The sequence below is a fragment of the Streptomyces sp. ICBB 8177 genome, assembly GCF_003144095.1.
GTDB lineage: Bacteria > Actinomycetota > Actinomycetes > Streptomycetales > Streptomycetaceae > Streptantibioticus_D.
In genome coordinates, this window is sequence record NZ_NSKH01000018.1 from 2252094 (window position 1) to 2277978 (window position 25885).

Genomic DNA, 25885 nt, shown 5'->3' on the forward strand with positions numbered 1-25885 from the left:
GAACCGGCGGTTCCTAGAAGTCGTCGTCGAACGACACCGTGCCCTCGACCGCCACCTGGTAGGCGGAGGCGCGGCGTTCGAAGAAGTTGGTCAGCTCCTGGACGTTCTGCAGTTCCATGAACGAGAACGGGTTGGCCGAGCCGTAGCGCACCGGCAGGCCCAGGCGGGCCAGGCGCTGGTCGGCGACCGCCTGGAGGTACTCGCGCATCGAGTCGGTGTTCATGCCCGCCAGGCCGTCGCCGCACAGGTCGCGGGCGAACTGCAGCTCCGCCTCGACCGCCTCCTCCAGCATCGCGGTGACCTGCCGGCCCATCTCGTCGTCGAACAGCTCGGGCTCCTCCTGGCGCACGGTGTCGACCACCTGGAAGGCGAAGTCCATGTGCATCGACTCGTCGCGGAACACCCAGTTGGTGCCGGTCGCCAGGCCGTGCAGCAGACCGCGCGAGCGGAACCAGTAGACGTAGGCGAACGCGCCGTAGAAGAACAGGCCCTCGATGCACGCCGCGAAGCAGATCAGGTTCAGCAGGAAGCGCCGCCGGTCCGCCTTGGTCTCCAGGCGGTCCAGCTTCTCCACCGAGTCCATCCACGTGAAGCAGAACTGCGCCTTCTCGCGGATCGACGGGATGTTCTCCACCGCCGCGAACGCCGCCGCCCGGTCGTCGTGGTCGGGCAGGTAGGTGTCCAGCAGCGTCAGGTAGAACTGGACGTGCACGGCCTCCTCGAACAGCTGCCGCGACAAGTACAGCCGCGCCTCGGGGGAGTTGATGTGCTTGTAGAGGGTGAGCACCAGGTTGTTCGCCACGATCGAGTCACCGGTGGCGAAGAACGCGACCAGCCGGCCGATCAGGTGCTGCTCACCGGGGGAGAGCTTGGCCAGGTCGGCGACATCGGAGTTGAGGTCGACCTCCTCCACCGTCCAGGTGTTCTTGATCGCGTTGCGGTAGTGCTCGTAGAAGTCCGGGTAGCGCATCGGCCGCAGCGTCAGCTCGAAGCCCGGGTCCAGCAGGTTCTTGGTGGTCGTGGTCGTGGTCGTGGTCGGGGTGGACATCACTGGCAGGCCTCGCAGGACTCGGGGTTCTCAAGGGAGCAGGCCACGGCGTCGGCCCCGGTGGTCTGCTGGGCGGGGACGGCCGCGGCTGCCGTCGCACCGCTCGCCGCGCGGGCGATCCGGGTCGCCGGGCGCGAACGCAGGTAGTACGTGGTCTTCAGGCCCTTCTTCCACGCGTAGGCGTACATCGAGCTGAGCTTGCCGATGGTGGGCGACGCCATGAAGAGGTTCAGCGACTGGCTCTGGTCGAGGTACGCGGTGCGCTCGGCGGCCATGTCGATCAGCCCGCGCTGCGGCAGCTCCCACGCCGTGCGGTACAGGTCGCGCACGTCCTCGGGGATCCAGTTCAGCTCCTGCACCGAGCCGTTGGACTCGCGCAGCGCCTCCCGGGTCTGCGCGTCCCACACGCCCAGCGCCTTCAGCTCCTCCACCAGGTACGCGTTGACCTGGAGGAACTCACCGCTGAGCGTCTCGCGCTTGAAGAGGTTGGAGACCTGCGGCTCGATGCACTCGTAGACACCGGCGATCGAGGCGATGGTGGCGGTCGGGGCGATCGCCAGCAGCAGGGAGTTGCGCATGCCGGTCGCGGCGACGCGCTCGCGCAGCGCGTCCCAGCGCTCCGGCCAGGTGCGGGCGACGTCCGGGTAGTGGTCGGGGTGCAGCACGCCGCGCGCCGTCCGGGTCTCGCTCCAGGCGGGCAACGGGCCGTGACGTTCCGCCAGGTCGGCGGAGGCCTCGTAGGCGGCGAGCATGACGCGTTCGGCGATGCGGGTGGACAGCGCCCGCGCCCCCTCCGAGTCGAACGGCAGCCGCAGCCGGAAGAAGACGTCCTGCAGGCCCATCACCCCCAGACCCACCGGCCGCCAGCGGGAGTTGGAGGCGGCGGCCTCGCCGGTCGGATAGAAGTTGATGTCGACGACGCGGTCGAGGAAGGTCACGGCGGTGCGCACGGTGGCGTCCAGCCGCTCCCAGTCCATCTCGCCGTCGGCGCCGAGGTGGGCGGCGAGGTTGACCGAGCCGAGGTTGCACACCGCGGTCTCGCCGTCGTCGGTGACCTCCAGGATCTCCGTGCACAGGTTGGACGAGTGCACGACCCGGCCCGGCTCGGCGGTCTGGTTGGCGGTGCGGTTGGAGGCGTCCTTGAAGGTCATCCAGCCGTTGCCGGTCTGCGCGAGGGTGCGCATCATGCGGGCGTACAACTGCCGCGCGGGCACGCTCCGCACCGCCAGCCCCCGCGCCTCCGCCGCGCGGTACGCGGCGTCGAACTCGTCGCCCCACAGGTCGACCAGCTGCGGGACGTCGGCGGGGGAGAACAGCGACCACTCACCGTCCGACTCCACGCGGCGCATGAACTCGTCGGGGATCCAGTGCGCCAGGTTGAGGTTGTGGGTGCGCCGGGCGTCCTCGCCGGTGTTGTCGCGCAGCTCCAGGAACTCCTCGATGTCCGCGTGCCAGGTCTCCAGGTAGACGCAGGCCGCGCCCTTGCGGCGGCCGCCCTGGTTGACGGCGGCGACCGAGGAGTCGAGGGTGCGCAGGAACGGCACGATGCCGTTGGAGTGCCCGTTGGTGCCGCGGATCAGCGAACCGCGCGACCGGATGCGGGAGTACGGCAGGCCGATGCCGCCCGCGTGCTTCGACAGCCGCGCGACCTGGTGGTAGCGCTGGTAGATCGAGTCGAGCTGGTCGAGGGGGGAGTCCAGCAGGTAGCAGGAGGACATCTGCGGGTGGCGGGTGCCGGAGTTGAACAGCGTCGGCGAGCTGGGCAGGTAGTCCAGGCGGCTCATCAGCGCGTACAGCGACAGCACGTCCTCCAGCGCCCGGCGCGAGTCGTCCTCGGCCAGGCCGCAGGCCACCCGGAGCATGAACTGCTGCGGCGTCTCGATGACCTGACGGGACGTCGGGTGACGCAGGAGGTAGCGGCTGTGCAGGGTGCGCAGGCCGAAGTAGCCGAAGCGGTCGTCGCCCTCGCGGTCGATCGCGGCGTCCAGGCGGGCGGCGTGCGCGGCGGCGAAGCCGGCGGTGCGGTCCGCGATCAGGCCCTCGCGGTGACCGGTCGCGATGGAGTCGCAGAACGTGACCACGCCCTGCCCCGCGGCCTCGTCGGCGATCGCGCGGGCCAGCAGACGGGCGGCGAGGCGGCTGTACTGCGGGTCCTCGGCGATCAGGCCGGCCGCGGCCTCGGTGGCCAGCGAGCGCAGTTCGGCGTCGTCGGACCCGGCGTGCCGGCCGCGCAGCGCGGCGGCGGCGACCCGTCCCGGGTCGGTGGCGGGCAGATCGGCGGTCAGCTCCGTCAGGGTGCGCAGCAGCGCGGTGCCGGGCCCTTCGGGCGCGTCGGGGGCGAGTGCTGAGGCGGGGTCTGCGGGCGCGATGGTCACGGCGATCTGTCTCCCTCGTAGGCGGTGGCGACGCGAGGGGGCAGGCCGCGCACGGGCATGCCGCGGCGCGTCCACCGGCCCAACCCGCGAGGCCCGGACATCTCGGCACCACTCCGACCGGCCGGGCGGAGGATGCGCTGTCGACAGGTACTCGGACTCACGGGCGTACGGCCAGGTACGCTCGCACACCGTTGCGGGACAGTCCCGGATTCCCACCGGAGTTCCCCTGCGGCGACAGCACGTCGAGCATACATCTTGTGGCTCGGAGGTTGAGCACCCCTAGATGTTGTGTCGTGTCGTGCCTCAGGCGGCGTCCTGGGCCACCCTTTCGGCCACCTGGGCGAGCGACCCGCTGGGCGTGAGGGGCGCCGGGGGGTCGGTCTCCATCCCGAGCTCGGCCACCGCGGAGGCGTACGTATTCCACCGCGGCCGCGGTGCCGCTCAGCATGGCCAGGAGGGGGCGCCGGCCCTTCGGGGCGATGCCCGGGTTGGTGTGCTCCTGGCACACCGGATCGTCCCATACGGGGCCAACGCCACACCGGTGCGCCGTCGTTCCCTCCCGCACGCGGGAGGGAACGACGGCGCACCGGTGTGGGTCTACGACTCCGCGGCCAGGGTCAGGTCGGGCTTGTGGAGGCGGGGGGTGTCGGCGTCGGCCGTGTAGTCGGCCTCCGTGGTCTCGTCCGTGCCCTCGGGGGCCCTGAACGCCTTCAGGGCCAGGGTGAGGAGTACCGCCACGGCGACGTTCAACGCGAAGGCGGTGACGCCGATGTAGCCCAGGCGGCCGATGCCGGGGACCAGTTTCGAGCTGCCGGCGAAGTGCGCCTGCGTCGGACTGGCCACCGTCCACGCCGCCCACGTGCCGTACACCATGCCCACCAGCCAGCCCGCCAGCAGCGCCCAGCGGTGGAACCAGCGGGTGAACAGGCCCGCCACGATCGCCGGGAAGGTCTGCAGGATCCAGATGCCGCCCAGCAGCTGGAGGTTGATGGCGACCGTCTTGTCCATGCTGAGCACGAAGACCAGCGCGCCGACCTTCACCACCAGCGACACCAGCTTCGAGACCCGCGTCTCCTGCTCCGGCGTGGCGTCCGGCTTGAGCAGGTCCTTGTAGACGTTGCGGGTGAACAGGTTCGCCGCCGCGATGGACATGATCGCCGCCGGGACCAGCGCGCCGATGCCGATCGCGGCGAAGGCGACGCCGGTGAACCAGGACGGGAAGACGTCGCGGAACAACTGGGGGATCGCCAGCTGGCTGTTGTAGCCCTTGACGCCCTTGCCGACGCCCTCGGCGATCGCCATGAACCCGAGCATCGCCAGCAGTCCCAGCATCAGCGAGTACAGCGGCAGGATGGCGGTGTTGCGGCGCACCACGTCGCGGCTGCGGCTGGAGAGCGTCGCGGTGACCGAGTGCGGGTACATGAACAGCGCCAGTCCGGAGCCGAGCGCCAGCGTCCCGTAGGCGAACTGGTTCTTCGCGCTGGTGATCAGCTCGCCGCGCGGCTTGTGGGTCGCCGGGTTGACGGTGGCGTACGCGTGGCCCGCCTGCGCGAAGACGTGCCCGAACCCGCCCAGCCTGATGGGGATGTAGATGATGGCGACCGCGATCACCAGGTAGATCAGCGTGTCCTTGACGAACGCGATCAGCGCCGGCGCCCGCAGCCCCGAGGAGTAGGTGTACGCGGCGAGCACGGCGAACGCGATCAGCAGCGGCAGGTCGCGCACCAGCCGGCCCGCGTGCGCGCCGCCCCCGATGCCCATCACGTCCAGCACGGCCTGGATGCCCACCAGTTGCAGGGCGATGTACGGCATCGTGGCGAGGATGCCGGTGACCGCGACGGCCAGCGACAGCCCCTTCGAGCCGTACCGCCCGCGCACGAAGTCCGAGGGCGTGACGTACCCGTGGCGGTGCGAGACCGACCACAGCCGGGGCAGGAAGCAGAAGATGAGCGGGTAGACCAGGACGGTGTACGGGACGGCGAAGAAGCCGGAGGCGCCGGCCGCGTAGACCGCCGCGGGGACGGCGACGAAGGTGTACGCGGTGTACAGGTCGCCGCCGAGCAGGAACCAGGTCACCCAGGTCCCGAAACTGCGGCCGCCCAGGCCCCATTCGTCCAGGTGCTGCGCGTTCGCGGCGCGGCGCCAGCGGGAGGCGAGGAAGCCGAGGACGGTGACCAGGAGGAAGAAGACGAGGAAGACGGCGAGCGTGACGCCGTTGACGTGATCGGCACCACCGTGCATCAGGCGTCGCCTCCCTGCCCGTTGAGGCCGTTCGCGCCCTCGGCTTCGGTGGCGGCGGCCGTTCCGACCGTCGCCACCGGCTGCCTGCGGGCCCGCTCCTCACGGCGGACCAGCACGTACGCGGCGGCGGTGAAGGCGGCGGAGACGATCACCCAGGCCATCTGGTACCAGTAGAAGAACGGGATGCCGATGAACGCGGGCGTGGCCCGCGCGTACGAACTCACCCACATCGTGGCGACGACGGGGACCGCCAGCAGGACGCCGGCGACCACCCGGGTGGGCGTGATCACCCGGCGCCCGGCGGCGGACGGCGGATCGGACACGGACATGCGGCGGCTCCCCGTGGTGTCGACGGCGTTCCCGCGCGGGACGGCGTGCGGTGCGGGACGGCTTTCCTGTGCGATGCGCAGGAAATCTAGGCCAGTGTCCGCTGCCGGGTCACCACTCGTCCGCGTATCGGTACGGAAAGTTGATCTGAATCCGCCGAACGGGCATACGGAACAGGCGGGTTGACGTCCTCCCGCGGGGAGCCGCCGGGAGGCGCGGGAACGGTCACGTTCCGTGAGGAACGGCGCCCCGCTCCGCCCTAGGGGACCGGCCGCTGGAGCCGGGCGACGAACTTGTACCTGTCACCGCGGTACACCGACCGCACCCACTCCACCGGTTCGCCCGTCGTGTCGATCGAGTGGCGCGACAGCAGCAGCATCGGCAGCCCGGTGTCGGTGCCCAGCAGACCCGCCTCACGGGGTGTGGCCAGCGACGTCTCGATGGTCTCCTCGGCCTCCGCGAGGTGGACGCCGTAGACCTCGGCGAGCGCGGTGTACAGCGAGGTGTGCTTGGCGAGGTTGCGGCGCAGGGCCGGGAAGCGCTTGGCGGACAGGTGCGTGGTCTCGATGGCCATCGGCTCGCCGTTCGCCAGCCGCAGCCGCTCGATGCGCAGCACCCGGCCGCCCGGCCTGATGTCCAGCAGGTCCGCGAGGCGGTCGTCGGCGGTGACGTAGCCGATGTCCAGCAGCTGGGACGCCGGTTCCAGTCCCTGGGCGCGCATGTCCTCGGTGTACGACGTCAGTTGCAGCGCCTGGGCGACCTTGGGCTTGGCCACGAAGGTGCCCTTGCCCTGCACCCGCTCCAGCCTGCCTTCGACCACCAGCTCCTGGAGCGCCTGGCGTACGGTGGTGCGCGAGGTGTCGAACTCGGCGGCCAGCGTGCGTTCCGGAGGCACCGGGGTGCCGGGCGGCATGGTCTGGGTGATCTCCAGCAGGTGCCGCTTGAGCCGGTAGTACTTGGGCACGCGCGCGGTGCGGGTGCCGGTGGCGTTCGTGCCGCCCTCCGGCGCGTCCGCCGCCGCGGCCGCCGGTGCTCCGGCGCCCCCCTCGGTCTCCATGGACTGTGCTCCCGACTCCTTCTCGGCTGCCGTCACCGGCTCCTCCGTCCAATCGCGGCTCACATGGTGGCACGGCCGGTTCCGCCCCGGCGGGCGGCCCGCACCCCCGCTGGCCAGGTGTCGGTCCGGTAACGGACTCCACAGCCGCTCTTATACACCCTTGACACCCCTAAAGGTCTAGGCCAAGCTCCCCGGTACTGGTCTAAACCATTAAAGACCAGGGGGGTTTCCCGGGCACTCTCGGAGGGTGACGTGATGGGCAAGCGCAGAGCGGCGATCGCCGTGTTGGGGGCCGCGGTGATGGCCGTGTCCGTGGCGGCGTGCGGATCCGGCGGCGGGGGCAGCAGCGACAAGGCGTCCGGCCCTGACGCGTTCAAGGGCAAGACGCTGACCGTGTGGGTGATGAGCGGTTCCAACCCGCCCGGGTGGACGAAGGACATCACGGCCGCCTTCGAGAAGCAGTACACCGGAGCCAAGGTCGACATCAAGGTCCAGCAGTGGGACGGCATCCAGCAGAAGCTGACCACCGCCCTGTCGGAGAGCAACCCGCCGGACGTCTTCGAGGTCGGCAACACCCAGACCCCGTACTACGCGGCCACCGGCGGCCTGAAGGACCTGTCCGCCGACAAGTCCTCGCTCGGCGGTGACTCCTGGGCCCCGTCGATGAACGCCTCGGCGGTCTACCAGGGCAAGCAGTACGCCGCCCCCTGGTACTTCGCCACCCGCGTCGTGGTCTACAACAAGAAGATCTGGGCCGGCGCCGGCATCACCAGCACCCCCAAGACCCAGGACGACCTGTTCAAGGACCTGGCCGCGATCAAGGCCAAGGGCACCCAGGACGCGTTCTACCTGCCCGGCCAGGACTGGTACGCCTTCGACGGCTTCCTGCTGGACGCGGGCGCCGACCTGGTCAAGGACAACGGCGGCAAGTACACCGCGGACCTCGACAGCCCGCAGGCGGCCAGCGCCATCAACCTGTACAAGAAGCTCAACTCCTACGGCACCGCCCCCAAGGACAAGGACGAGGCCACCCCGCAGCAGTCCGACGTCTTCGCCAAGGGCGACGTCGGCGCGTTCCTGGGCCTGGGCTGGGAGGCGGCGGGCGCCATCGCCAAGAACCCGGCCCTCAAGAACGAGGTCGGCTACTTCCCGATGCCGGGCGCGAGCGCCAACACCCCCGCCAAGGTCTTCATCGGCGGCTCCAACCTCGCCATCGCGCAGAACAGCAAGAACCCGCAGATGGCCGAGGACTTCCTGAAGCTGGCGCTCTCCGACAAGTTCGAGGGCGAGCTGGCCAAGGAGGGCGGCGTCATCCCGAACAAGACCTCGCTCGACTCCAACCTCGCGGGCAACGACTACGGCACGGTCTCGGCGACGGCGGCCACCAACGGCGGCACCACCCCGCTGATCCCCACCTGGGGCAACGTGGAGAACGCGCCCAACCCGATCACCACCTTGTTCATGACCCCCGTGCTCCAGGGCCAGGACCCGGCCGCCGCGGCCAAGAAGGCCGACGCGGAGGTCGACAACAGGCTCAACCAGAAGCAGTAGGCCGCAAGAGGGCCGGCCGGGGCGGCGGAGGAAACCGCCCCGGCCGGCCGCACGGCCCTGCGGGGACCAGCGGTTCGGCGGGATTCGGCGGGAGGAAGACAACGCAATGGCGGCGCAAACCACAGGCGCCCGGACGCGTCCCGGGCGAGGCAGGGCGCCCGACGCGCCACCGGCGGACCGCGTGCGGCGCGGCGGGAGGGGGCTCGGCGCCCGCAGCGCGCCGTACCTGCTGATCCTGCCGGCGTGCGTGGCGACGATCGCGCTGCTCGGCTATCCGCTGGTGCGCAACGTCATCATCTCCTTCCAGGACCTCAACGCCTTCCAGCTGATCCAGCACACCACCCAGTGGACCGGCTTCAGCAACTACACCGACCAGCTGAGCAGTTCCACCTTCTGGCACACCGTGCTGCGCTCGGTGCTGTTCACCCTCGCCAACGTGGCGCTGATCATGGCCTTCGGCACCGCGGTGGGCCTGCTGCTGAACCGGCTCGGCAAGCGGATGCGGCTGCTGGTGCAGCTCGGCCTGGTGCTGGCCTGGGCGATGCCGGTGGTCGCGGGCACCACCGTCTACCAGTGGCTGTTCGACTCCCAGTACGGCGTCGTCAACTGGTGCCTGGCCAAGCTCGGCTGGCACTCGATGGCCGGGTACAACTGGTTCGGCCACCAGTTCTCGACGTTCTCCGTCATCACGTTGATGATCGTCTGGCAGTCGGTGCCGTTCGTGGCGCTCAACCTCTACGCCGGACTGACCACGATCTCCGCCGAGCTGTTCGAGGCGGCCCGGATGGACGGCGCCGGTGCCTGGCGCACCTTCGGCTCGGTGACCTTCCCGATCCTCAAGCCCTTCTTCCTGGGCACCACGTTCCTCGAAGTCATCTGGGTCTTCAAGGCGTTCACCCAGGTCTACGCGCTCAACGCGGGCGGCCCCGAGGGGTCCACCGAGACGCTTCCGGTGTACGCGTTCATCGAAGGCGTCGGCAACCAGCACTACGGGATGGGTGCGGCGATCTCCACGCTCACCATCGTGATCCTGCTGGCGCTGATGTCGTACTACTTCCGCATCATGCTCAAGCAGGAGGACGACCTGTGAGGCGCTCGCTGTTCGGACGCGTCTGGCCCAACGCCGTCGCCGTCGTCCTGTTCGTCTTCTTCGTCTTCCCCGTCTACTGGATGGCGACGACGGCCTTCAAGCCGGACCTCGACATCATCAGCAAGACCCCGGTGTTCATACCGGTCCACGGCACGCTCGCCCACTTCCGCGCGGCCGTCCACGCGGCCGGCTTCTGGACGCTGGTGCGCAACAGCTTCACCGTGACCGTCTCGGCCGTGCTGCTGTCCCTGGTGGTGGCGCTGCTCGCGGCGTTCGCGGTGGCCCGGATGCGCTTTCGCGGACGCAAGGCCTTCATCCTGGTGATCATGATGGCGCAGATGGCGCCCTGGGAGGTCATGACGATCTCCGTGTACATGATCGTCCGCGACCAGAACCAGCTCGACAGCCTGCTGCCGCTGACCCTCTTCTACATGATGATGGTGCTGCCGTTCACCGTCTGGACGCTGCGCGGTTTCGTCGCCGCGGTGCCCAGGGAACTGGAGGAGTCGGCGCTCGTCGACGGCTGCACCCGATTCCAGGCGTTCGTGCGGATCGTCTTCCCGCTGCTGGCGCCGGGGTTGATGGCCACCTCGCTGTTCGGCTTCATCACCGCGTGGAACGAGTTCCCCCTCGTGCTGATCCTCAACAAGAACAGCGCCCAGACCCTGCCGCTGTGGCTGACGCAGTTCCAGACCAACTTCGGTGACGACTGGGGTGCCACCATGGCCGCCTCCACCCTGTTCACCCTGCCGGTGATCATCGTCTTCCTCTTCCTCCAGCGCCGGGCCGTCGGCGGCCTGACCGCGGGGGCGGTGAAGGGATGACGGTGGCGGCGACCGACACGGTCACCCGGGACGCGCTCGCCGTCCTGCAACCGGGCTTCACCGGGACCACCGCGCCCGACTGGGTGCTGCGCAGGCTCGGCGAGGGACTGGGCTCGGTCGCCCTGTTCGCCCGCAACGTCGTCACCCCCGAGCAGGTCGCCGCCCTCACCGCGCGAATGCGCGCCGAATCCCCGGACGTGGTGGTCGCCGCCGACGAGGAGGGCGGCGACGTCACCCGGCTGGAGGCGCGCACCGGCTCGTCCTTCCCCGGCAACCACGCGCTCGGCGCCGTCGACGACCCGGCTCTGACCCGCGAGGTCGCCCGGGAGCTGGGCCGCGTGCTGCGCTCCTGCGGCGTCACCCTCGACTGGGCGCCGTCCGCCGACGTCAACTCCGACCCCGGAAACCCGGTCATCGGGGTGCGCTCGTTCGGCGCCGACCCCGACCTGGTCGCCCGGCACACCGCCGCCTACGTCGAGGGACTCCAGTCCGCCGGGGTCGCCGCCTGCGTCAAGCACTTCCCCGGTCACGGCGACACCGCCGTCGACTCCCACCACGCCCTGCCGCGGGTCGACGCCGACCTCGCCACGCTGCGCGCCCGCGAACTCGTGCCGTTCCGCGCCGCGCTGGCCGCCGGGACGCGGGCCGTGATGAGCGCCCACATCCTGCTGCCCGCGCTGGACGCCACGCTCCCGGCCACCCTCAGCCCCGCCGCGCTGACCGGCCTGCTGCGCGCACCGGAACGCGAGGGCGGCCTCGGCTACGACGGGCTGATCGTCACCGACGGCGTCGAGATGCGCGCCATCTCCGCGACCTACGGCATCGCTCGCGGCACCGTGCTGGCGCTCGCCGCGGGCGCCGACGCGATCTGCGTGGGCGGCGGCCTCGCCGACGAGGAGACCGTGCTGCGGCTGCGCGACGCGCTGGTCGAGGCGGTGCGCGCCGGGGACCTCGCCGAGGAACGGCTCGCCGAGGCGGCCGGCCGGGTCCGCGCGCTCGGCGCCTGGGCCCGCGACCACGGCCCGGACGCGGCGGAGGGGGCCGCGTCCGGGCCGGTCGCGCCGGGCGACGTCGGACTGCGGGCGGCCCGCAGGGCGCTGCGCGTCACGAGCGAGCGCCCCTACGTCCCGCCGACCGGACCGGTGTACGTCGCCGCGTTCACGCCGGTCGCCAACATCGCGGTCGGCGACGAGACGCCGTGGGGGCTCGGCGCGGAACTGGAGCGGCTGCTGCCCGGGACGGCCACCGGCACGTACCGCGAAGCCGAGGTGACCGAGCGTGGTCTGACCGCGTTGGTCGCAAATGTGCTGGGCAGTGCGTCGGACCGTAGGATCGTCATCGTGGTTCGCGACGTCCACCGCCACGCGTGGATGGCCGACGCCCTGCACGCCCTGCTCGCCGTCCGGCCCGACGCGGTCGTCGTCGAGATGGGCGTGCCGCAGGCCCCGCCGTGCGGCGCGCCGCACATCGCGACCCATGGCGCGGCCCGCGTCTGCGGGCGGGCAGCCGCGGAGGTCATCGCCGGCAACGACGCCGGGCGCTGAGCGACGCGGACGAGAACGACACAGCTGGAGGCTCAACGCATGACCGCCCCGAATCCGACCCAGCTCGACAGCCAGCCGGGCCGGATCATGTCCGGCGAAATGGCCCAGCAGCCCGAGGTGCTGCGCCGCATCCTCGAGGAGGGCGCGCCGCGCATCCGGGCCATCGCCGAGCAGGTCGCCGCGCGCAACCCGCGCTTCGTCCTGCTGACCGCGCGCGGCACCTCCGACAACGCGGCGCTGTACGCGAAGTACCTGATCGAGGTGCTGCTCGGCAAGCCGGCCGGTCTGACCTCCATGTCCACCACGACCGCCTACGGCGCCGAGCCCGACCTGCGCGACACCCTGGTCATCACCGTCAGCCAGTCCGGCGGCTCGCCCGACCTGGTGGCGTCCACCGAGGCGGCGCGCAAGGCGGGGGCGATCACGCTGGCGGTCACCAACAACGCCGACTCCCCGCTCGCCGAGGTCTCCGAGTTCCACATCGACGTGCTGGCCGGGCCGGAGAAGGCGCTGCCCGCGACCAAGACGTACACCGCCGAACTCCTCGCCCTCTACCTGTTCGTGGAGGGCCTGCGCGGCGGCGACGGCTCGGCGGCCCAGGTGCTGCCGGAGCTGGCCGAGCGCATCCTCGCCCGGCAGGGGGAGGTCAAGGAGCTGGCGTCGCGCTACCGCTTCGCCGAGCGGCTGGTGCTCACCTCGCGCGGTTACGGCTACCCGACCGCCAAGGAGGCCGCGCTGAAGCTGATGGAGACCAGCTACATCCCCGCCCTGTCCTTCTCCGGCGCCGACCTGCTGCACGGCCCGCTGGCCATGGTCGACAACGTCTCGCCGGTGATCGCCATCGTCACCGAGGGCAAGGGCGGCCAGGCGCTGCAGCCGGTACTCGACCGGCTGCGCGGCCGGGGCGCCGACCTCGTCGTCATCGGCAGCGAGAAGCAGGTCGCCCAGGCGTCCGCGGGCTTCGTGCTGCCGACCTCCGGAGTCGCGGAGGAGGTCCAGCCGATCCTGGAGATCATCCCGCTCCAGATGCTGGCCTACGAGATCACCATCGCCCGCGGCCAGGACCCGGACGCGCCGCGCGCGCTGGCGAAGGTCACCGAGACCCGCTGACCGCGGCCGGTCGGCCGGGCCCGATCCGGCGGGCCGGGCCCGCCCCGGCCGGGCCGCGCGTCACGTCCAGCGCGGCAGGTCCCGGCCCCATCGCCCCGGCGGCCGCGCCCAGTCGCGGGGCGCGCCGTCGTAGCCGACCGGGGGCAGGGCGTACCGCAGGACCCCGCAGGGGGAAGGGGTCTCGGTGAGCCAGGCCCCCGGTTCGTACGGCTCACCGCCGCGCGGGCCGGGCCGGATGCCGTGCACGAGCCATCCCGCCGTCCCGGCCAGCGACAGCCGCACATGGCGCCCGGCCCCGGTCTCCCGGCGCAGCGACAACGCGCGCAGCACGGCCGCCGCCAGCAGGTATCCGGTGCCGTGGTCCAGCGCCTGCGCGGGCAGCACCCCCGGGCGGCCGTCCGCGCCGGCCTCCACGGCGGCGATGCCGGTGGCCGCCTGGACGAGGCTGTCGAAACCGCGCCGCCGCGCCCACGGCCCGCTCCAGCCCCACGCGTCGATCCCCGCGACGACCAGCCCCGGATGCCGGGCGAGCAGGTCGGCGGGCTCCAGGCCGAACGCGTCGAGCGCGCCGGGACGGTAACCGCTCACCACGACGTCGGCCGAGGCCAGCAAGTCCTCGAAGACCTCGCGGTCGCCGGGGTCGGCCAGGTCCAGCAGGGCCGAGCGCTTGCCCTGGCCGGTGTCGGCGTGCGCGTCCTCGTCCTCCGGCAGCCGGGGAGAGTCGATCCGCAGGACGTCGGCGCCGAGCAGCGCGAGGGTGCGGGTGGCGACCGGCCCGGCGATGACCCGCGACAGGTCCAGCACCCGCACCCCTTCGGCGGGCAGCGCGGCGGGGCCCAGCTCCCGTACCGCGCCGCCCCGGCCCAGGAGCGGGGTCTCGACCAGCGGCAGGCCCTCAGTGCGCGGCGCCCGCGCGGAAGCGGAAGCCGGTCGCGGACCGCCGTGCGGCGCGGGCGCGGGAGCGACCTCGACGGCGAGGCCTCCGGCCGCGTAGGCGGTCTCCTGGATCGCGTGAGCGGGGCGGTCCGCCAGCTCGCGGGCGAGGACGCCGGTCAGCGCCTCGTCGTCCCCGGTGTCGGGGATGCCCAGGGCGGACAGCAGACGGGCGCGGTGGTGCGGGTAGTTGGCGTGAGTGCGCACCCAGCCGTCGGCGGCGCGCCAGAAGCCGGACAGCGGGGCGAAGGTCCGCCCGGCCCGGCCGTCGATCCGCAGGTGCCGTTCGCTGACGAACGCGGTGGCCACCGCCGCCTCCCGCACGGTGACGGCGGGCGGGCTCCCGCCACCGCGCAGCGCGAGCAGTTCCGCGGCGGCCAGCGAGCAGGCGGCGACGGTCGCCCTGGCCAGTTCCCGCACCGGCAGCCGGGCCGGCAGGCAGCCGCCGGCGGTCTCGTGGGCCACCGCGCGGGCCGCGCCGGCGTCGCCGCCCAGCGCGGTCCAGGCCTGCACGGTCGTGGGGTCGTCCCGGAAGATCATCGGACCAGTGTGCCGCGGTGGGCCGCCCAGCGCGAAGGGGCCCCGAGGGAGCCGAGGATCCGCGTGGGGCCGCAAGACGCCGCGGGCGGGAAACGCCGGGCATCGGGCCGGAAAACGCCGCAGGGCGTCGGGCCGGAAAACGCCGCGGGCCGCGGCGCCGGCAAGGGACCCTCAGCCCTCGCGGCACCGCAGCCCTCAGCTGCCGTCGGCGCCGGTGGCGCGGGGTGTGCGGTCCCCGCGGCCGGGATGCCGACCGGGTGGGAGGCCGCGACGCAGTCAGGGCAGAGAGCGCCGGTGGCCTCGATCCGCCCTCCTGTGCGGGGAGGACGGAGGCTTGCCGATGTCAATTGTGGACTAGACCATTAGCGTCTGTCCATACGTCAGGAAAGACGTTCCGGCGACGCTCCGATGAACATCTGGCCACGGATGCCGCCGCCCGCAAGGGTACGCTCCCCACGTGCCCTCCATGAACGACCTCGTACGCCAGCACACCGACCTCGGTACCCCCGACCTCGAATGGCTCCACCTGCTGGTCTCCGAGTGGCAACTGCTGTCCGACCTCTCCTTCGCCGACCTGGTGCTGTGGGTGCCGACCAGGGACGGCGCCCGCTACGTGTCGGTCGCGCAGATGCGGCCCAACACCGGGCCGACCTCCTACCAGGACGACATGGTCGGCCACCTGGTGCCGCGTGGCCGCCGCCCCATGCTGGACGCCGCGCTGGACGAGGGCCGCATCGTGCGCGAGGGCGACCCGGAGTGGCGCGAGGAGGTCCCGGTCCGCGTCGAGTCGATCCCGGTGCGCCGCGAGGGCCGGGTGCTCGGGGTGATCGCCCGCAACACCAACCTGCTCACCGTGCGCACCCCGAGCCGGCTGGAGCTGACGTATCTGCAGAGCGCCTCGGACCTGGCCCAGATGATCGCCGCCGGATCGTTCCCGTTCCCCGCCGAGCAGGTCGACATGGACGCCTCGCCGCGCGCGGGCGACGGGCTGATCCGGCTCGACGCCGACGGCATCGTGCAGTACGCGAGCCCCAACGCGCTGTCCGCGTACCACCGCCTGGGGCTCGCCACCGACCTGGTCGGGCTGCACCTCGGGCAGACCACCGCCGACCTGGCGCCGTCGCGCGGGCCGGTGGACGAGGCGCTGGTCAAGCTCGCCAGCGGGTGGGCGCCGCGGGAGACCGAGGTGGAGGGCGGCGACGGCGTCATCCAGCTGCGGGCGATCCCGCTCAAGCCCAAGGGCACCCGCATCGGTTCGCTGGTGCTGCTGCGCGACGTGACGGAACTGCGCCGCCGAGAGCGCGAGTTGATCACCAAGGACGCGACGATCCGGGAGATCCACCACCGGGTCAAGAACAACCTCCAGACGGTGGCCGCGCTGTTGCGCCTCCAGGCTCGCCGCATGGACTCCGACAAGGCGCGCGGCGCGCTGGAGGAGGCGGTGCGCCGGGTCGGGTCGATCGCCATCGTGCACGAGACGCTGTCGCAGAACCTGGACGAGCGCGTGCAGTTCGACGACATCGCGGACCGGGTGATCGCGATGGTCGCCGAACTGTCACCGGGACGGGTGGCCGCCGCGCGCCGGGGCCGGTTCGGCATCCTCACCGCGGAGACCGCGACCCCGCTGTCGATGGTGCTGACCGAGCTCGTGCAGAACGCGCTCGAACACGGCTTCGGCCCCGGCCAGCGCGGCGAACTCGCGGTCACCGCGGAACGGGTGGGGGAGCGGCTGCTGGTCACCGTCGAGGACGACGGCCGCGGACTGCCCGAGGGCTTCGACCCGCAGCGCGCGGGCAACCTCGGCCTGCAGATCGTGCGCACGCTGGTGGTGGGCGAGTTGGGCGGCACGTTCGACATGCGCTCCGGCGAGACGTCCGGCACCCGCGTCCTGCTGGACATCCCCGCCCCGGCCACCACGAAGCAGTAACCGCCCCCTGGCGGGGGCGCGACCCGGGGGAGGAGGCCCACCCGCCCGGGCGGTCGGCGCGTTGCGGCGAACGGCTGTCCTGGCCGGGACGCCTGCTGCCTCCGCGCGGGGCCGCCCGGGCGCACAGCGCCCTGCCCGGCCAACGCCCCTGCCGCGATCATGAGTTGGACCCCGAAGAGGTCCCGGACAGCATCGAGCCCCGGTCGACACGTGATCGACCGGGGCTGTTGCCTACTGCCTTGTGCTACGTCTGTCTGCTGCGCGTTCGGTGTGCTGCGCGCTGCGGATCGAGAGCGGGGACGCGTTCCGCGCGTGTGCTGCGCGGCGGCGCGTCACCCGAGCACGTCGGGGCGGTGGGCGTCAGGCGCTGACGTTGCGCGCCCGGTTGCGAGCGGCGCGGCGCTTCATCGCGCGGCGCTCGTCCTCGCTGAGGCCACCCCAGACGCCGGCGTCCTGACCGGACTCCAGCGCCCACTGCAGGCACTGCTCCATGACGGGGCAGCGACGGCAGACGGCCTTGGCTTCCTCGATCTGCAGCAGGGCAGGACCGGTGTTGCCGATCGGGAAGAAGAGCTCGGGGTCTTCCTCGCGGCAAATGGCGCGATGACGCCAGTCCATGTCTGCTCCAACTCCTGGTGTGTTGCTGGCACGTTGCTTGTGAATGTGAACGCTTTCACGAATCCCCCCGTGGCAACAGGTCGGCAGCCAGGTTCTCTGGCGCGGACCACATTGGGTGAGGAAGGAGATTCGGGCTCTCAAGGGGGCCCGGTGGAGGGCCGTCCCGATCGCCAAGAAGAGCCTCGCAAACCTGGGCCGCCGATACAACCCCTTCCGGAAAGTTTTTTTTGATTCCTCGGTGTCGCCTCGGTCACAGCCGTACTTCCATGGGGTGCAAGCCAGGGTAAACGTTCGAGTGGAAGGAGTTTTGGCCCTGCCACTCACACAATCACACGCAGTGCACGGCGTACGCCTGTGAAGGTCGCGCTCGTACGCAGCCCCAGATGGTCGCCGTCCACCTGAAACGGCAGCGGCGCCTGGGATTGCAAGGTGAAGTCCGTCAGGTCGTGCAACGCGGTCACGTGCTTGCCGCGCGGTCCGCGTTCGGGTGTGGAACGCAGCAGCTGCGTCGCGTGCCGGGCCACCGCGGCGGGCGAGAGCCGGGAGAGGGCGAGCAGGTCGAGGCCGGTGTCGAAGGACGCCTCGGGGGAGGCGTAGACCGGCTTGTTGCCGAAGAAGGTCCAGGGTGAGGTGTTGCAGACTATGGCGAGCACCAGCTCGCTCATCGGTTCGCCGCCCGGTTCGCTCAGCGTGATCGTGCCGTGCCGCCGGTTCCGTTCCCCCACGAACTGCCGCATCATCTGCCGGACGTAGAGCCCGTGCGTCGAGCGCTTGCCGCGCACCCGCTGCTGTTCGACCCGGCCGACCACGCCCGCGTCGAAGCCCAGGCCCGCGCAGAAGGTGAACCAGCGGGCCGGCACCCCCTCGTCCTCGGTGCCCGGCGTCCCGCTGACCAGACCCAGGCCAACGGCGCGCTCGCGGCCCTCGCGCAGCGCGTCCAGCAGAACGCCGGTCGCCTCCACCGCGTCGTTGGGCAGGCCCAGGGCCCTGGCGAAGACGTTGGTGCTGCCGCCGGGCACGACCGCGAGTCTGGGCAGCCCGTCGGCGGGGCCGTCGTGCAGCAGTCCGTTGACCACCTCGTTGACGGTGCCGTCGCCGCCCAGCGCCACCACCAGCTCGACCTCGCCGCCGTCCGCCGCGCGGCGCGCCGCGTCCCGCGCGTGGCCGCGGTACTCGGTGTTGACGACCTCCAGCTTGAGGTCGCTCGCCAGGGCGTGGATCAGGACGTCACGGGTCCGCGCACCGGTGGTGGTGGCCTTCGGGTTGACCACGAGAAGCGCGCGCATGAGAGGAAGGGTACCTACGGCCCGGTATCGGCCCGTGCGGGAGGCTCGCGGGGCGGCGGGGCTACGCTGCTGGGGTGAGCGTCACCGAGAACCCCACCCCGTCCACTCCCGCCGCCCGCTCGGTCCGGCTGACCGCGGCGGCGGTACTGGCCGCCGTCGAGGGACTGGCGATCGCCGCCGCGGGCCTGTACATGATCGGGCTCGTGCTCTTCGGCCACCCGGCCAGCGTCCAGGAGGCGCTGATGGGGGGCGCCACCGTGCTCGCACTGGCCGCGCTGCCGCTGAGCGCCGCGTACGGGCTGCTGCGTGCCCGGCGCTGGAGCCGCGGACCCGCCCTGATCATCCAGCTGATGGCGCTGCCCTGCGCCTGGACCATGGCGCACTACGGCACCGGCCTGCTGGCGGGCGGCGTGGTGCTGGGCGCGGTCGCCCTCGCCGAGCTGGCCCTGCTGGTCCACCCGGCGGCCACCGAGGCCCTGGGCATCCGTCGCACGGCGGCGTAGGCCCGCCCGCCGCGCGACGGCCCGCCCCGTGCCGGACCGCTGGTCCCTGCGCCGGACCGGCTGCCCTGGGCGGACTACTCCTCGACCAGCAGCCGGTCGCGCAGCTGCGCCAGCGTGCGGGCCAGCAGACGGGAGACGTGCATCTGCGAGATGCCGACCTCCTGCGCGATCTGCGACTGCGTCATGTTGCCGAAGAACCGCAGCAGCAGGATCTTCTTCTCCCTCGGCGGCAGCTGCTCCAGCAGCGGCTTGAGCGACTCGCGGTACTCCACGCCCTCCAGCGCGTCGTCCTCCGCGCCGAGGGTGTCGGCGACGGCCGGGGACTCGTCGTCGGTGTCGGGGACGTCCAGGGAGAGCGTGCTGTAGGCGTTGGCCGATTCCAGGCCCTCCAGCACCTCCTCCTCGGAGATCTTCAGGTGCTCCGCCAGCTCGTGCACCGTGGGCGCCCGGCCGTGCTGCTGGGACAGCTCGCCGGTGGCCGTGGTCAGCGCCAGCCGCAGCTCCTGAAGGCGGCGCGGCACCCGGACCGCCCACCCCTTGTCGCGGAAGTGCCGCTTGATCTCGCCGACGACCGTGGGCGTGGCGTACGTGGAGAACTCCACGCCGCGCTCCGGATCGAAACGGTTCACCGACTTGATCAGGCCGATCGTGGCGACCTGGGTCAGGTCGTCCAGCGGCTCGCCGCGGTTGCGGAACCGCCGGGCCAGGTGCTCGACCAGCGGCAGGTGCATCTGCACCAGCTGGTTGCGCAGCTCGGCGCGCTCCGGGGAGCCGTCCGGGAGCCTGCTCAGCTTGACGAAGAGGGCGCGGGCCCCCGCGCGGTCCTGCGGATCGGGCAGTTCCCGCAGGTCGTGCGCGTCGTGCCCGGGGCGCTCCGGGTGCGCGGCGGGCGCGCCCTGCCCGGTGCCGGGGTCGTGCCGCTCGTCCTGGTCCATGGGCTCCGTCTGCTCCGCCGCGTCCGATCCGTCGTCGTGCGGCACGGGGTGGTGCCGCGCCTGGTTGCGCCGGGCCGGGGCGGGCTGCGCCGGCACGGCGGGCAGGCCGCCGAACCGTCCGGGGCCGGCGGCCCGGCCCGCGCCCTCCGCCGTCGTGGCGGCGGGGCGCTCCGGGACCAGCTCCCGGGGAGTCTCAGTGCTCACGGTGCTCCCCCCTTCCGTACCCGGTGGTGCGGTGCGTGCCGTGCGTTCCGCGCGTGGGACGCGTGCGGTGCGTGAGTCGGGTGCCGCGCGCGCCGGGGCGCGCGCCGTGAGTGCCGTACGTGTCGCGTGTGCCGCTACCGTCCCGCGCCGGACACCCCGGGTATGCGGCTCGCACCGCGCACTCCGGGCACCTCCGGCCCTTGCGGAACCTCAGGATTTCGGGCATCTGGGGACCTCACGACTGTCCAGGGCCGGCGCCGCGCTTCTTGTGCAGGCTGATGCTGACCGTGTTGTCGTCGGCCACGGTGGAGTCGACCTCGCCGGCCAGCGCGGACAGCACCGTCCAGGCGAAGGTGTCGCGCTCCGGGGCGCGGCCGTCGGTGGTGGGCGCCGAGACGGTCACCCACAGGGCGTCTTCGACCAACCGGAAGACGCATGACAGGACGCTGCCGGGAACGGCCTGCTGGAGCAGGATGGCGCACGCCTCGTCCACGGCGATGCGTAGGTCTTCGATCTCGTCGAGGGTGAAGTCCAAGCGGGCTGCGAGCCCGGCGGTCGCCGTCCGCAGTACCGAGAGGTAGGCACCCGCCGCGGGCAGCCGGACCTCCACGAAGTCCTTCGACCCGGGCTCGCCTGCGATCTGGGACACCCACACCTCCAAGGTGGCGCACAGTGGTTGAGCTGGATGACGGCCGGTTCACCGTGGGTGACGGTGGTCCCGGCCCCGGCGCACGGTTGGCGTGCACTCGACGCGCTCCGGGTGAACCGCGCCCGACCCGCGTCGTCCAGGGACGGTATCGCGATCCGTGCCCCGGTGTCGCCCGGACCAAGCACGGTTGTCCCCACGGAGGAGCCGGTATCGGCACCCCTGTTCCTGTCACTAATTGTAAGCCTATGAGTACGCACAGTGGCTAGGGGTCCGGGGGTCTCAATTCGACAGCGATGACGCCCCGTTGACGCTTCAGCCCGCCCCGCCGGTTCCCGCCGCCGCTCCGCCGGTTCCCGCCGCCGCGGCGTCGCCGGTTCCCGCGCCGTGGGCGCCCGCCCTCTCGCCGCGGCCGTCCGCCGGACGCGCCCGCTCCGCCAGGGTACGCAACGGCTCGCCGGTCAGGCGGTGCACCGTCCACTCGTCCATCGGGACCGCGCCGAGCGACTTGTAGAAGCCGATGGACGGCTCGTTCCAGTCCAGGACCGACCACTCGAAGCGCTGGTAGCCGCGCTCCACGCAGATCCTGGCCAGCTCGGCCAGCAGCGCCCTGCCGTGGCCCGCGCCCCGCGCCTCGGGCCGCACGTACAGGTCTTCCAGGTATATCCCGTGCGTCCCGGTCCAGGTCGAGAAGTTGCGGAACCACAGGGCGAAGCCCACCGGCTCGCCGACCGAGTCGTCCTGCGCGATCAGCGCGAAGACCGCGGGGTCGGCGCCGAACAGCGCCTCGCGCAACTGCGCCGGCGTGGCCCGCGCGGCGTCGAGCGCCCGCTCGTACTCCGCGAGTTCGCGGATCATGGCGTGGATCGCCGGAACGTCGGCGGGCGTTGCGGGTCGAATCATGCCCCCAGGCTAACCGCGCGCACCGACAACGCGGAGGGCCGGAACGGAACGGGTGCGCGCACGAGCGAACGAGGCCACCGGCGGTTCGGCGGCCACCGGCGGTCCCTGCCCGTGTCCTGCGCCGCGACCGCTCAGGTCAGCTGCTGGTCCACGTAGCACCAGCGCCAGGCCTCGCCCGGCTCGAAGGTGCGCATCACCGGGTGGCCGGTCTCCTCGTAGTGCTGAGTGGCGTGCCGCAGCGGCGAGGAGTCGCAGCAGGCCACGTGGCCGCACTCCAGGCACAGCCGCAGCTGTACGGGATGGGTGCCGGCCGCCACGCACTCCAGGCAGGTGTCCGACCCGGGCGGCGGTTCGGGGCGCGGCAGCGCGGAAACGTGCTCGCACGGCTTCATGATTTCCAGGTTAGGCAGTCCGGCGCCCGGACGGCGGCCCGGGACGGCGGGCGGGGCCGCCTGCCGGGGACGGCGGCCGGACGCGGCAGAGCACGACGAGAGCGACGAGGACGACGAGGGCGGTGCGGGCATGGCGGGCATGGCGGGAGCGTCGGGCGGGGCCGGGCTGCTGGTCCTGGTGGCCGGGAGCGCCGCGGTGGCGGGCGTGGCCCGCAGGGTCGCGGTGTCGGCGCCGCTGCTGCTGGTCGTCATCGGGCTGGCCGTCTCCTACGTACCGGGCGTGCCCGCGTACACCCTGGACCCGCACCTGGTACTGCCGTTCGTCCTGCCGCCGCTGCTGCACACCGCCGCGCTGGAGAGCTCCTACCTGGGGCTGCGCGCCAACCTGCGCCCGGTCGCGCTGCTGTCGGTGGGCCACGTGCTCTTCGCGACCGCGGTCGTCGGCGCCGTGGCGCACGCCCTCGTGCCCGGTCTGCCGCTGGCCGCCGCGCTCGTGCTGGGCGCCGTGGTCGCGCCCCCGGACGCCGTCGCGGCCACCTCCATCGCCCGCAGGGTGGGGCTGCCCGCGCGGATGGTGACGATCCTGGAGGGCGAGTCGCTGTTCAACGACGCGACCGCGATCACCGCCTACCGGGTCGCGCTGGCCGCCGCGGTGGGCGAGGGCATCAGCTGGCCGCGCGGCATCGGGGACTTCCTGCTCGCCGCGATCGGGGGCGTCGGCGTGGGCCTGGTCCTGATGGTCCCGCTGCACTGGCTGCGCACCCGGCTGACCGAACCGCTGCTGCAGAACACGCTGTCGCTGCTGATCCCGTTCGTCGCCTACGCCGCCGCCGAACGGGTGGACGCCTCCGGGGTGCTCGCCGTGGTGGTCGTCGCGCTGCACCTGGGCCACCGCTCCTACGAGGTGGACTTCGCCACCCGGCTCCAGGAGGCGGCGGTGTGGAAGATGGTGGCCTTCCTGCTGGAGTCGGCGGTCTTCGCGCTGATCGGGCTGCAACTGCGGCTCGTGGTGCGCGGGCTCGGCCCGCACGGCGTCTGGCAGGCGATCGGGTACGCGGCCGTGCTGCTCGTCGTGCTGATCGCGGCACGCTTCGTGTGGGTGTTTCCCGCGACGTATCTGCCGCGCAGGCTGATCCCGTCGATCGGGCGGCGTGATCCGGCGCCGCCCCGGTCGACGCCGCTGGTGATCTCGTGGGCCGGGATGCGCGGGGTGGTCTCGCTCGCGGTGGCCTTCTCGATCCCGCTGACCACGCACGACGGGACGCCGTTCCCCTCCCGCGACCTGCTGCTCTTCCTGGCCTTCGGGTGCGTGATCGGGACGCTGGTGGTGCAGGGCTTCACGCTGCCCGCGGTGGTGCGTGCGCTGCGGCTGCCGGGGCCCGACGCGCAACGGATCACGCTGATCGAGGCGCAGGCGCAGAGCGAGGCGTCCACGGCCGCCGAGGACCGCCTGGAGCGGATGCTGGCGCAGCCGGAGAACGCGTTGCCCGCGCCGCTGGAGGAACGGCTGCGGCGCGTCCTGGAGCGCCGCCGCAACGCGGTCTGGGAGCGGCTGGGCCAGGTCAACGAGGTCACCGGCGAGTCGGCCGACGCGACGTACCGCAGGCTGAGCCGCGAGGTGATCGCCGCCGAGCGCGACGTCTTCGTGGGACTGCGGGACGCGCGCCGCATCGACGACGAGATGCTGCGGACGCTGCTGCGCAGGCTCGACCTGGAGGAGGCGGCGGCGGAACGGCTGGAGGACTGAGGCGGCGGGCGTCAGCCGGTGATCACGGCGGCGACGCGGGTGCCCGGGGCGAACGCGCCCTCCTCGGCGAGCGTGCGCACCCCCAGCAGCATCTTCGCCACGTAGGTGAGGTCGGGGGTGAGGCCGTGCAACCGCCCGAACTCCTCGGCGAACGCGCGCAGTCGGGGCGTCACACGGGCGTAGCCGCCGCAGTGGAAGCGGGTGTCCAGGCTCCAGTCGCCGCGCGGGCCGCCGAAGGCCTCGGCCTGTAGGCGCGCGATGTCGTCGGCGAGGAAGCCGCCGCCCTTGAGCACGGGGAAGCCGATGGCGCGCCGGCCGTCGTCCAGCCCCGCCGCCAGCCCGGCCAGGGTGCCGCCGGTGCCGCAGGCGACGGCGACCACGTCGGCGTGGCCGCGCAGCTCCCGCCCGAGGTCGACGCAGCCGAGGACGGCGAGCGCGTTGCTGCCGCCCTCGGGCACGAGATGGAAGGCGCCGAACCGTTCCTCCAGACCGGCCAGGAAGTCGGGGTCGGTCTTGCGGCGGTAGGCGGCCCGGGTGACGAAGTGCAGCCGCATGCCGTCGGCGGCGGCCCGCGCGAGCGAGGGGTTGAGCGGCCGCCCGGCCAGCTCGTCCCCGCGCACGACTCCGACCGTGGCCAGCCCCAGCATCCGCCCGGCGGCGGCCGTCGCCCGAAGGTGGTTGGAGTACGCCCCGCCGAACGTCAGCAGAGCCTGGCCGCCGGACTCCACGGCGGCGGCGAGATTCAGCCGCAGCTTGCGCCACTTGTTCCCCGGCAGATCGGGGTGAACGAGATCGTCCCGCTTGAGCACCAGCCGCACCCCGACCCGAGCGAGCGCTTCGTCATGGATCTCCTGGAGGGGGGAGGGCGGTCTCTCCTCGAGGGCGGCGGGGAGGTCGGCGGTCGGTCTCACCCGTCCATTCTGACCGGCTCGTCGCCTGCGCGTCCCGCGGGCCGGTGCGTAACGCGCAGCGTCGACAGCGGCAGGGCGGCCATGCGGAGGTGACCAGCGGGACGAGCGGATCGTCCGCGCGGATCACCATTTCCGGCCCCCACGTCCGACCGCCGTCCCGAGACACCCTCATGCGCATCAGCCGACGGCTTCGCGCTCCCTGCTCCCTCGGTCCGCTTCCCCTCATGACCGCCCCTCGACTCGTCACCCGTGGACTCGTTGCGGTGATCGTCTCGTCACTCCCCGTGCCATCGCGGCGGTGCGGGCGGTGTCGGCCGGGCGTCGGGCGAGGGGCGTCAAATGGGTGTCACTGGGCGGAACTTGGCGCTAGCGTGATGCCATGACGACCATCGGGGACGCGCCCAACGACGTGTTGCGGGCCGTACGGATCGGGCTGCGGATGAGCCAGGACGACCTCGCCAGGGCGTTGCGGCGGGCGGGCGTGGAGCTGGGGGAGCCGAACGAGGCGAGCAAGCGGCTCGTGCAGCGCTGGGAGGCCGGGACCAGCCGCTCGCCGCGCCCGGTGTACGCGCGTGCGCTGGAACGGGTCACCGGCGTCCCGCTCGAAGCCCTGGGCTTCGTCCCGCAGGTGCCGATGGCCAGGGTGCGCGACGACGGATCAGGGGGCCACGACCTGTCCCCGGCGCCGGACGGCGTGGCCGCCGCATCGCCCGGGCGGCGCGCGGTGCCGCGTCCCGCCACTGAGACGTACGGCGGCGTCTGGCTGTCGCGGTACGAGTTCTACTCATCGGGCCGCGACGCCACGTTCGAGGGCAGACACCACGTGGTGCTGGTCCAGCACGGCAACCGGCTGACGGGGCGGTCGCTGCCGGAGGCGTCCTCCAACCCGGCCTCCCCGCTCGCCCTCGACCTGACGATCGACCGCAGTGTGGTCACCGGGACGTGGACGGAACGGACCGCGCGCGACGGTTACTACCAGGGCGCCACGTACCACGGCGCCGTCCAGTTGCTCGTCGGGCCCACCGGGCGCCGGATGGCGGGCAAGTGGGTCGGATTCGGAAAGGACTTCGACGTCAACACCGGTCCGTGGGAACTGCGTCTGCTCGACATGTCGGTGTCCAAGGCGACGCTGGACCGCTACAGCGTCCCGCCGGAGTGAGCCGTTGCCGCCCC

22 protein-coding genes and 1 riboswitch are annotated in these 25885 nt (G+C 72.4%); of the genes, 9 read left to right on the forward strand and 13 right to left on the reverse strand.

The genetic code is table 11. The features are described 5' to 3' along the window. Positions 1 to 13: 13 nt before the first annotated feature. The 5 genes from CK485_RS18650 to CK485_RS18670 form a co-directional block, all read right to left on the reverse strand. On the reverse strand, positions 14 to 1048 hold the full coding sequence (locus CK485_RS18650; protein ID WP_109451993.1) for a ribonucleotide-diphosphate reductase subunit beta: 1035 nt from the start codon (positions 1046 to 1048) through the stop codon (positions 14 to 16). After that, positions 1048 to 3423 carry a ribonucleoside-diphosphate reductase subunit alpha gene (locus CK485_RS18655; RefSeq protein ID WP_109451995.1) on the reverse strand — a complete coding sequence of 792 codons (2376 nt, stop codon included), beginning with the start codon at positions 3421 to 3423 and terminating at the stop codon, positions 1048 to 1050. Before CK485_RS18655 ends, CK485_RS18650 begins: the two co-directional genes overlap by 1 nt. 124 nt (positions 3424 to 3547) lie before the next feature. Next, positions 3548 to 3685: riboswitch (cobalamin riboswitch) on the reverse strand. Positions 3686 to 4020: 335 nt separating this feature from the next. After that, a complete protein-coding gene (locus CK485_RS18660; RefSeq protein ID WP_109451997.1) occupies positions 4021 to 5664 on the reverse strand; it encodes a sodium:solute symporter in 1644 nt (547 codons plus the stop codon). Continuing rightward, a complete protein-coding gene (locus CK485_RS18665; protein WP_109451999.1) occupies positions 5664 to 5993 on the reverse strand; it encodes a DUF3311 domain-containing protein in 330 nt (109 codons plus the stop codon). Before CK485_RS18665 ends, CK485_RS18660 begins: the two co-directional genes overlap by 1 nt. A gap of 257 nt (positions 5994 to 6250) precedes the next feature. Beyond that, positions 6251 to 7048 (reverse strand): GntR family transcriptional regulator, encoded by a 798-nt coding sequence (locus tag CK485_RS18670; protein ID WP_109452001.1) that lies wholly within the window; start codon positions 7046 to 7048, stop codon positions 6251 to 6253. Positions 7049 to 7303: 255 nt separating this feature from the next. Between CK485_RS18670 and CK485_RS18675 the strand changes: the two genes are divergently transcribed. The 5 genes from CK485_RS18675 (at position 7304) to CK485_RS18695 (ending at position 13167) form a co-directional block, all read left to right on the forward strand. Next, a complete protein-coding gene (locus CK485_RS18675; protein ID WP_241968401.1) occupies positions 7304 to 8599 on the forward strand; it encodes an extracellular solute-binding protein in 1296 nt (431 codons plus the stop codon). A 106-nt stretch (positions 8600 to 8705) separates the two neighbouring features. Beyond that, complete coding sequence (locus CK485_RS18680; RefSeq protein WP_109452002.1) at positions 8706 to 9689, forward strand: sugar ABC transporter permease; 984 nt, start codon at positions 8706 to 8708, stop codon at positions 9687 to 9689. Then, on the forward strand, positions 9686 to 10513 hold the full coding sequence (locus CK485_RS18685; RefSeq protein WP_109452004.1) for a carbohydrate ABC transporter permease: 828 nt from the start codon (positions 9686 to 9688) through the stop codon (positions 10511 to 10513). Before CK485_RS18680 ends, CK485_RS18685 begins: the two co-directional genes overlap by 4 nt. Next, on the forward strand, positions 10510 to 12057 hold the full coding sequence (locus tag CK485_RS18690) for a glycoside hydrolase family 3 N-terminal domain-containing protein (protein ID WP_109452005.1): 1548 nt from the start codon (positions 10510 to 10512) through the stop codon (positions 12055 to 12057). The genes CK485_RS18685 and CK485_RS18690 overlap by 4 nt, the downstream gene beginning before the upstream one ends. Before the next feature lie 39 nt (positions 12058 to 12096). Next, a complete protein-coding gene (locus CK485_RS18695) occupies positions 12097 to 13167 on the forward strand; it encodes an SIS domain-containing protein (RefSeq protein ID WP_109452007.1) in 1071 nt (356 codons plus the stop codon). Positions 13168 to 13227: 60 nt separating this feature from the next. Here the strand turns inward: CK485_RS18695 and CK485_RS18700 are convergent, their stop codons facing one another. Beyond that, complete coding sequence (locus CK485_RS18700) at positions 13228 to 14640, reverse strand: CoA transferase (RefSeq protein ID WP_109452009.1); 1413 nt, start codon at positions 14638 to 14640, stop codon at positions 13228 to 13230. A 466-nt stretch (positions 14641 to 15106) separates the two neighbouring features. Here CK485_RS18700 and CK485_RS18705 point away from each other — a divergent pair, with 466 nt between their 5' ends. Further along, the gene (locus tag CK485_RS18705; RefSeq protein ID WP_109452011.1) at positions 15107 to 16567 is read left to right on the forward strand and encodes a PAS domain-containing sensor histidine kinase; all 1461 of its coding nucleotides are present in this window, start codon (positions 15107 to 15109) and stop codon (positions 16565 to 16567) included. Positions 16568 to 16927: 360 nt separating this feature from the next. On the opposite strand, the gene CK485_RS18710 is transcribed toward CK485_RS18705, so the two are convergent. Both CK485_RS18710 and CK485_RS18715 read right to left on the reverse strand, forming a co-directional pair. Further along, on the reverse strand, positions 16928 to 17185 hold the full coding sequence (locus CK485_RS18710; RefSeq protein ID WP_109452013.1) for a WhiB family transcriptional regulator: 258 nt from the start codon (positions 17183 to 17185) through the stop codon (positions 16928 to 16930). Between the two features lie 320 nt (positions 17186 to 17505). After that, positions 17506 to 18471, reverse strand: coding sequence for a diacylglycerol kinase family protein (locus CK485_RS18715; RefSeq protein WP_109452015.1), 966 nt, complete (start codon positions 18469 to 18471; stop codon positions 17506 to 17508). 74 nt (positions 18472 to 18545) lie between these two features. Between CK485_RS18715 and CK485_RS18720 the strand changes: the two genes are divergently transcribed. Next, positions 18546 to 18974, forward strand: a complete 429-nt coding sequence (locus CK485_RS18720; protein ID WP_109452023.1) for a hypothetical protein — start codon at positions 18546 to 18548, stop codon at positions 18972 to 18974. A 74-nt stretch (positions 18975 to 19048) separates the two neighbouring features. Here CK485_RS18720 and CK485_RS18725 read toward each other — a convergent pair whose 3' ends face one another. The 4 genes from CK485_RS18725 to CK485_RS18740 form a co-directional block, all read right to left on the reverse strand. Further along, entirely contained in the window at positions 19049 to 19954 is a 906-nt protein-coding gene (locus CK485_RS18725) for an RNA polymerase sigma factor SigF (protein ID WP_241968485.1), read from the reverse strand. Between the two features lie 394 nt (positions 19955 to 20348). Further along, a complete protein-coding gene (locus tag CK485_RS18730; protein ID WP_109452025.1) occupies positions 20349 to 20762 on the reverse strand; it encodes an anti-sigma regulatory factor in 414 nt (137 codons plus the stop codon). Between the two features lie 312 nt (positions 20763 to 21074). Next, complete coding sequence (locus tag CK485_RS18735) at positions 21075 to 21662, reverse strand: GNAT family N-acetyltransferase (RefSeq protein ID WP_109452027.1); 588 nt, start codon at positions 21660 to 21662, stop codon at positions 21075 to 21077. 131 nt (positions 21663 to 21793) lie between these two features. Beyond that, positions 21794 to 22054 carry a UBP-type zinc finger domain-containing protein gene (locus tag CK485_RS18740; RefSeq protein ID WP_109452029.1) on the reverse strand — a complete coding sequence of 87 codons (261 nt, stop codon included), beginning with the start codon at positions 22052 to 22054 and terminating at the stop codon, positions 21794 to 21796. Between the two features lie 139 nt (positions 22055 to 22193). On the opposite strand from CK485_RS18740, the gene CK485_RS18745 reads away from it, so the two are divergent. Next, complete coding sequence (locus CK485_RS18745; protein WP_109453243.1) at positions 22194 to 23801, forward strand: Na+/H+ antiporter; 1608 nt, start codon at positions 22194 to 22196, stop codon at positions 23799 to 23801. Between the two features lie 11 nt (positions 23802 to 23812). Here CK485_RS18745 and CK485_RS18750 read toward each other — a convergent pair whose 3' ends face one another. Beyond that, positions 23813 to 24712 carry a pyridoxal-phosphate dependent enzyme gene (locus CK485_RS18750; RefSeq protein WP_109452031.1) on the reverse strand — a complete coding sequence of 300 codons (900 nt, stop codon included), beginning with the start codon at positions 24710 to 24712 and terminating at the stop codon, positions 23813 to 23815. Between the two features lie 379 nt (positions 24713 to 25091). On the opposite strand from CK485_RS18750, the gene CK485_RS18760 reads away from it, so the two are divergent. Continuing rightward, on the forward strand, positions 25092 to 25871 hold the full coding sequence (locus CK485_RS18760) for a helix-turn-helix transcriptional regulator (RefSeq protein ID WP_109452035.1): 780 nt from the start codon (positions 25092 to 25094) through the stop codon (positions 25869 to 25871). The last annotated feature ends 14 nt before the right edge of the window (positions 25872 to 25885 follow it).

Coding starts and splice junctions, on each gene's coding strand:
- CK485_RS18700 (WP_109452009.1), bottom strand. CDS start 14,640: ATGATCTTCCGGGACGACCCCACGACCGTGCAGGCCTGGACCGCGCTG.
- CK485_RS18665 (WP_109451999.1), bottom strand. CDS start 5,993: ATGTCCGTGTCCGATCCGCCGTCCGCCGCCGGGCGCCGGGTGATCACG.
- CK485_RS18735 (WP_109452027.1), bottom strand. CDS start 21,662: ATGATTCGACCCGCAACGCCCGCCGACGTTCCGGCGATCCACGCCATG.
- CK485_RS18710 (WP_109452013.1), bottom strand. CDS start 17,185: ATGGACTGGCGTCATCGCGCCATTTGCCGCGAGGAAGACCCCGAGCTC.
- CK485_RS18675 (WP_241968401.1), top strand. CDS start 7,304: ATGGGCAAGCGCAGAGCGGCGATCGCCGTGTTGGGGGCCGCGGTGATG.
- CK485_RS18745 (WP_109453243.1), top strand. CDS start 22,194: ATGGCGGGAGCGTCGGGCGGGGCCGGGCTGCTGGTCCTGGTGGCCGGG.
- CK485_RS18660 (WP_109451997.1), bottom strand. CDS start 5,664: ATGCACGGTGGTGCCGATCACGTCAACGGCGTCACGCTCGCCGTCTTC.
- CK485_RS18760 (WP_109452035.1), top strand. CDS start 25,092: ATGACGACCATCGGGGACGCGCCCAACGACGTGTTGCGGGCCGTACGG.
- CK485_RS18740 (WP_109452029.1), bottom strand. CDS start 22,054: ATGAAGCCGTGCGAGCACGTTTCCGCGCTGCCGCGCCCCGAACCGCCG.
- CK485_RS18690 (WP_109452005.1), top strand. CDS start 10,510: ATGACGGTGGCGGCGACCGACACGGTCACCCGGGACGCGCTCGCCGTC.
- CK485_RS18695 (WP_109452007.1), top strand. CDS start 12,097: ATGACCGCCCCGAATCCGACCCAGCTCGACAGCCAGCCGGGCCGGATC.
- CK485_RS18715 (WP_109452015.1), bottom strand. CDS start 18,471: ATGCGCGCGCTTCTCGTGGTCAACCCGAAGGCCACCACCACCGGTGCG.
- CK485_RS18705 (WP_109452011.1), top strand. CDS start 15,107: ATGAACGACCTCGTACGCCAGCACACCGACCTCGGTACCCCCGACCTC.
- CK485_RS18670 (WP_109452001.1), bottom strand. CDS start 7,048: ATGGAGACCGAGGGGGGCGCCGGAGCACCGGCGGCCGCGGCGGCGGAC.
- CK485_RS18650 (WP_109451993.1), bottom strand. CDS start 1,048: ATGTCCACCCCGACCACGACCACGACCACGACCACCAAGAACCTGCTG.
- CK485_RS18680 (WP_109452002.1), top strand. CDS start 8,706: ATGGCGGCGCAAACCACAGGCGCCCGGACGCGTCCCGGGCGAGGCAGG.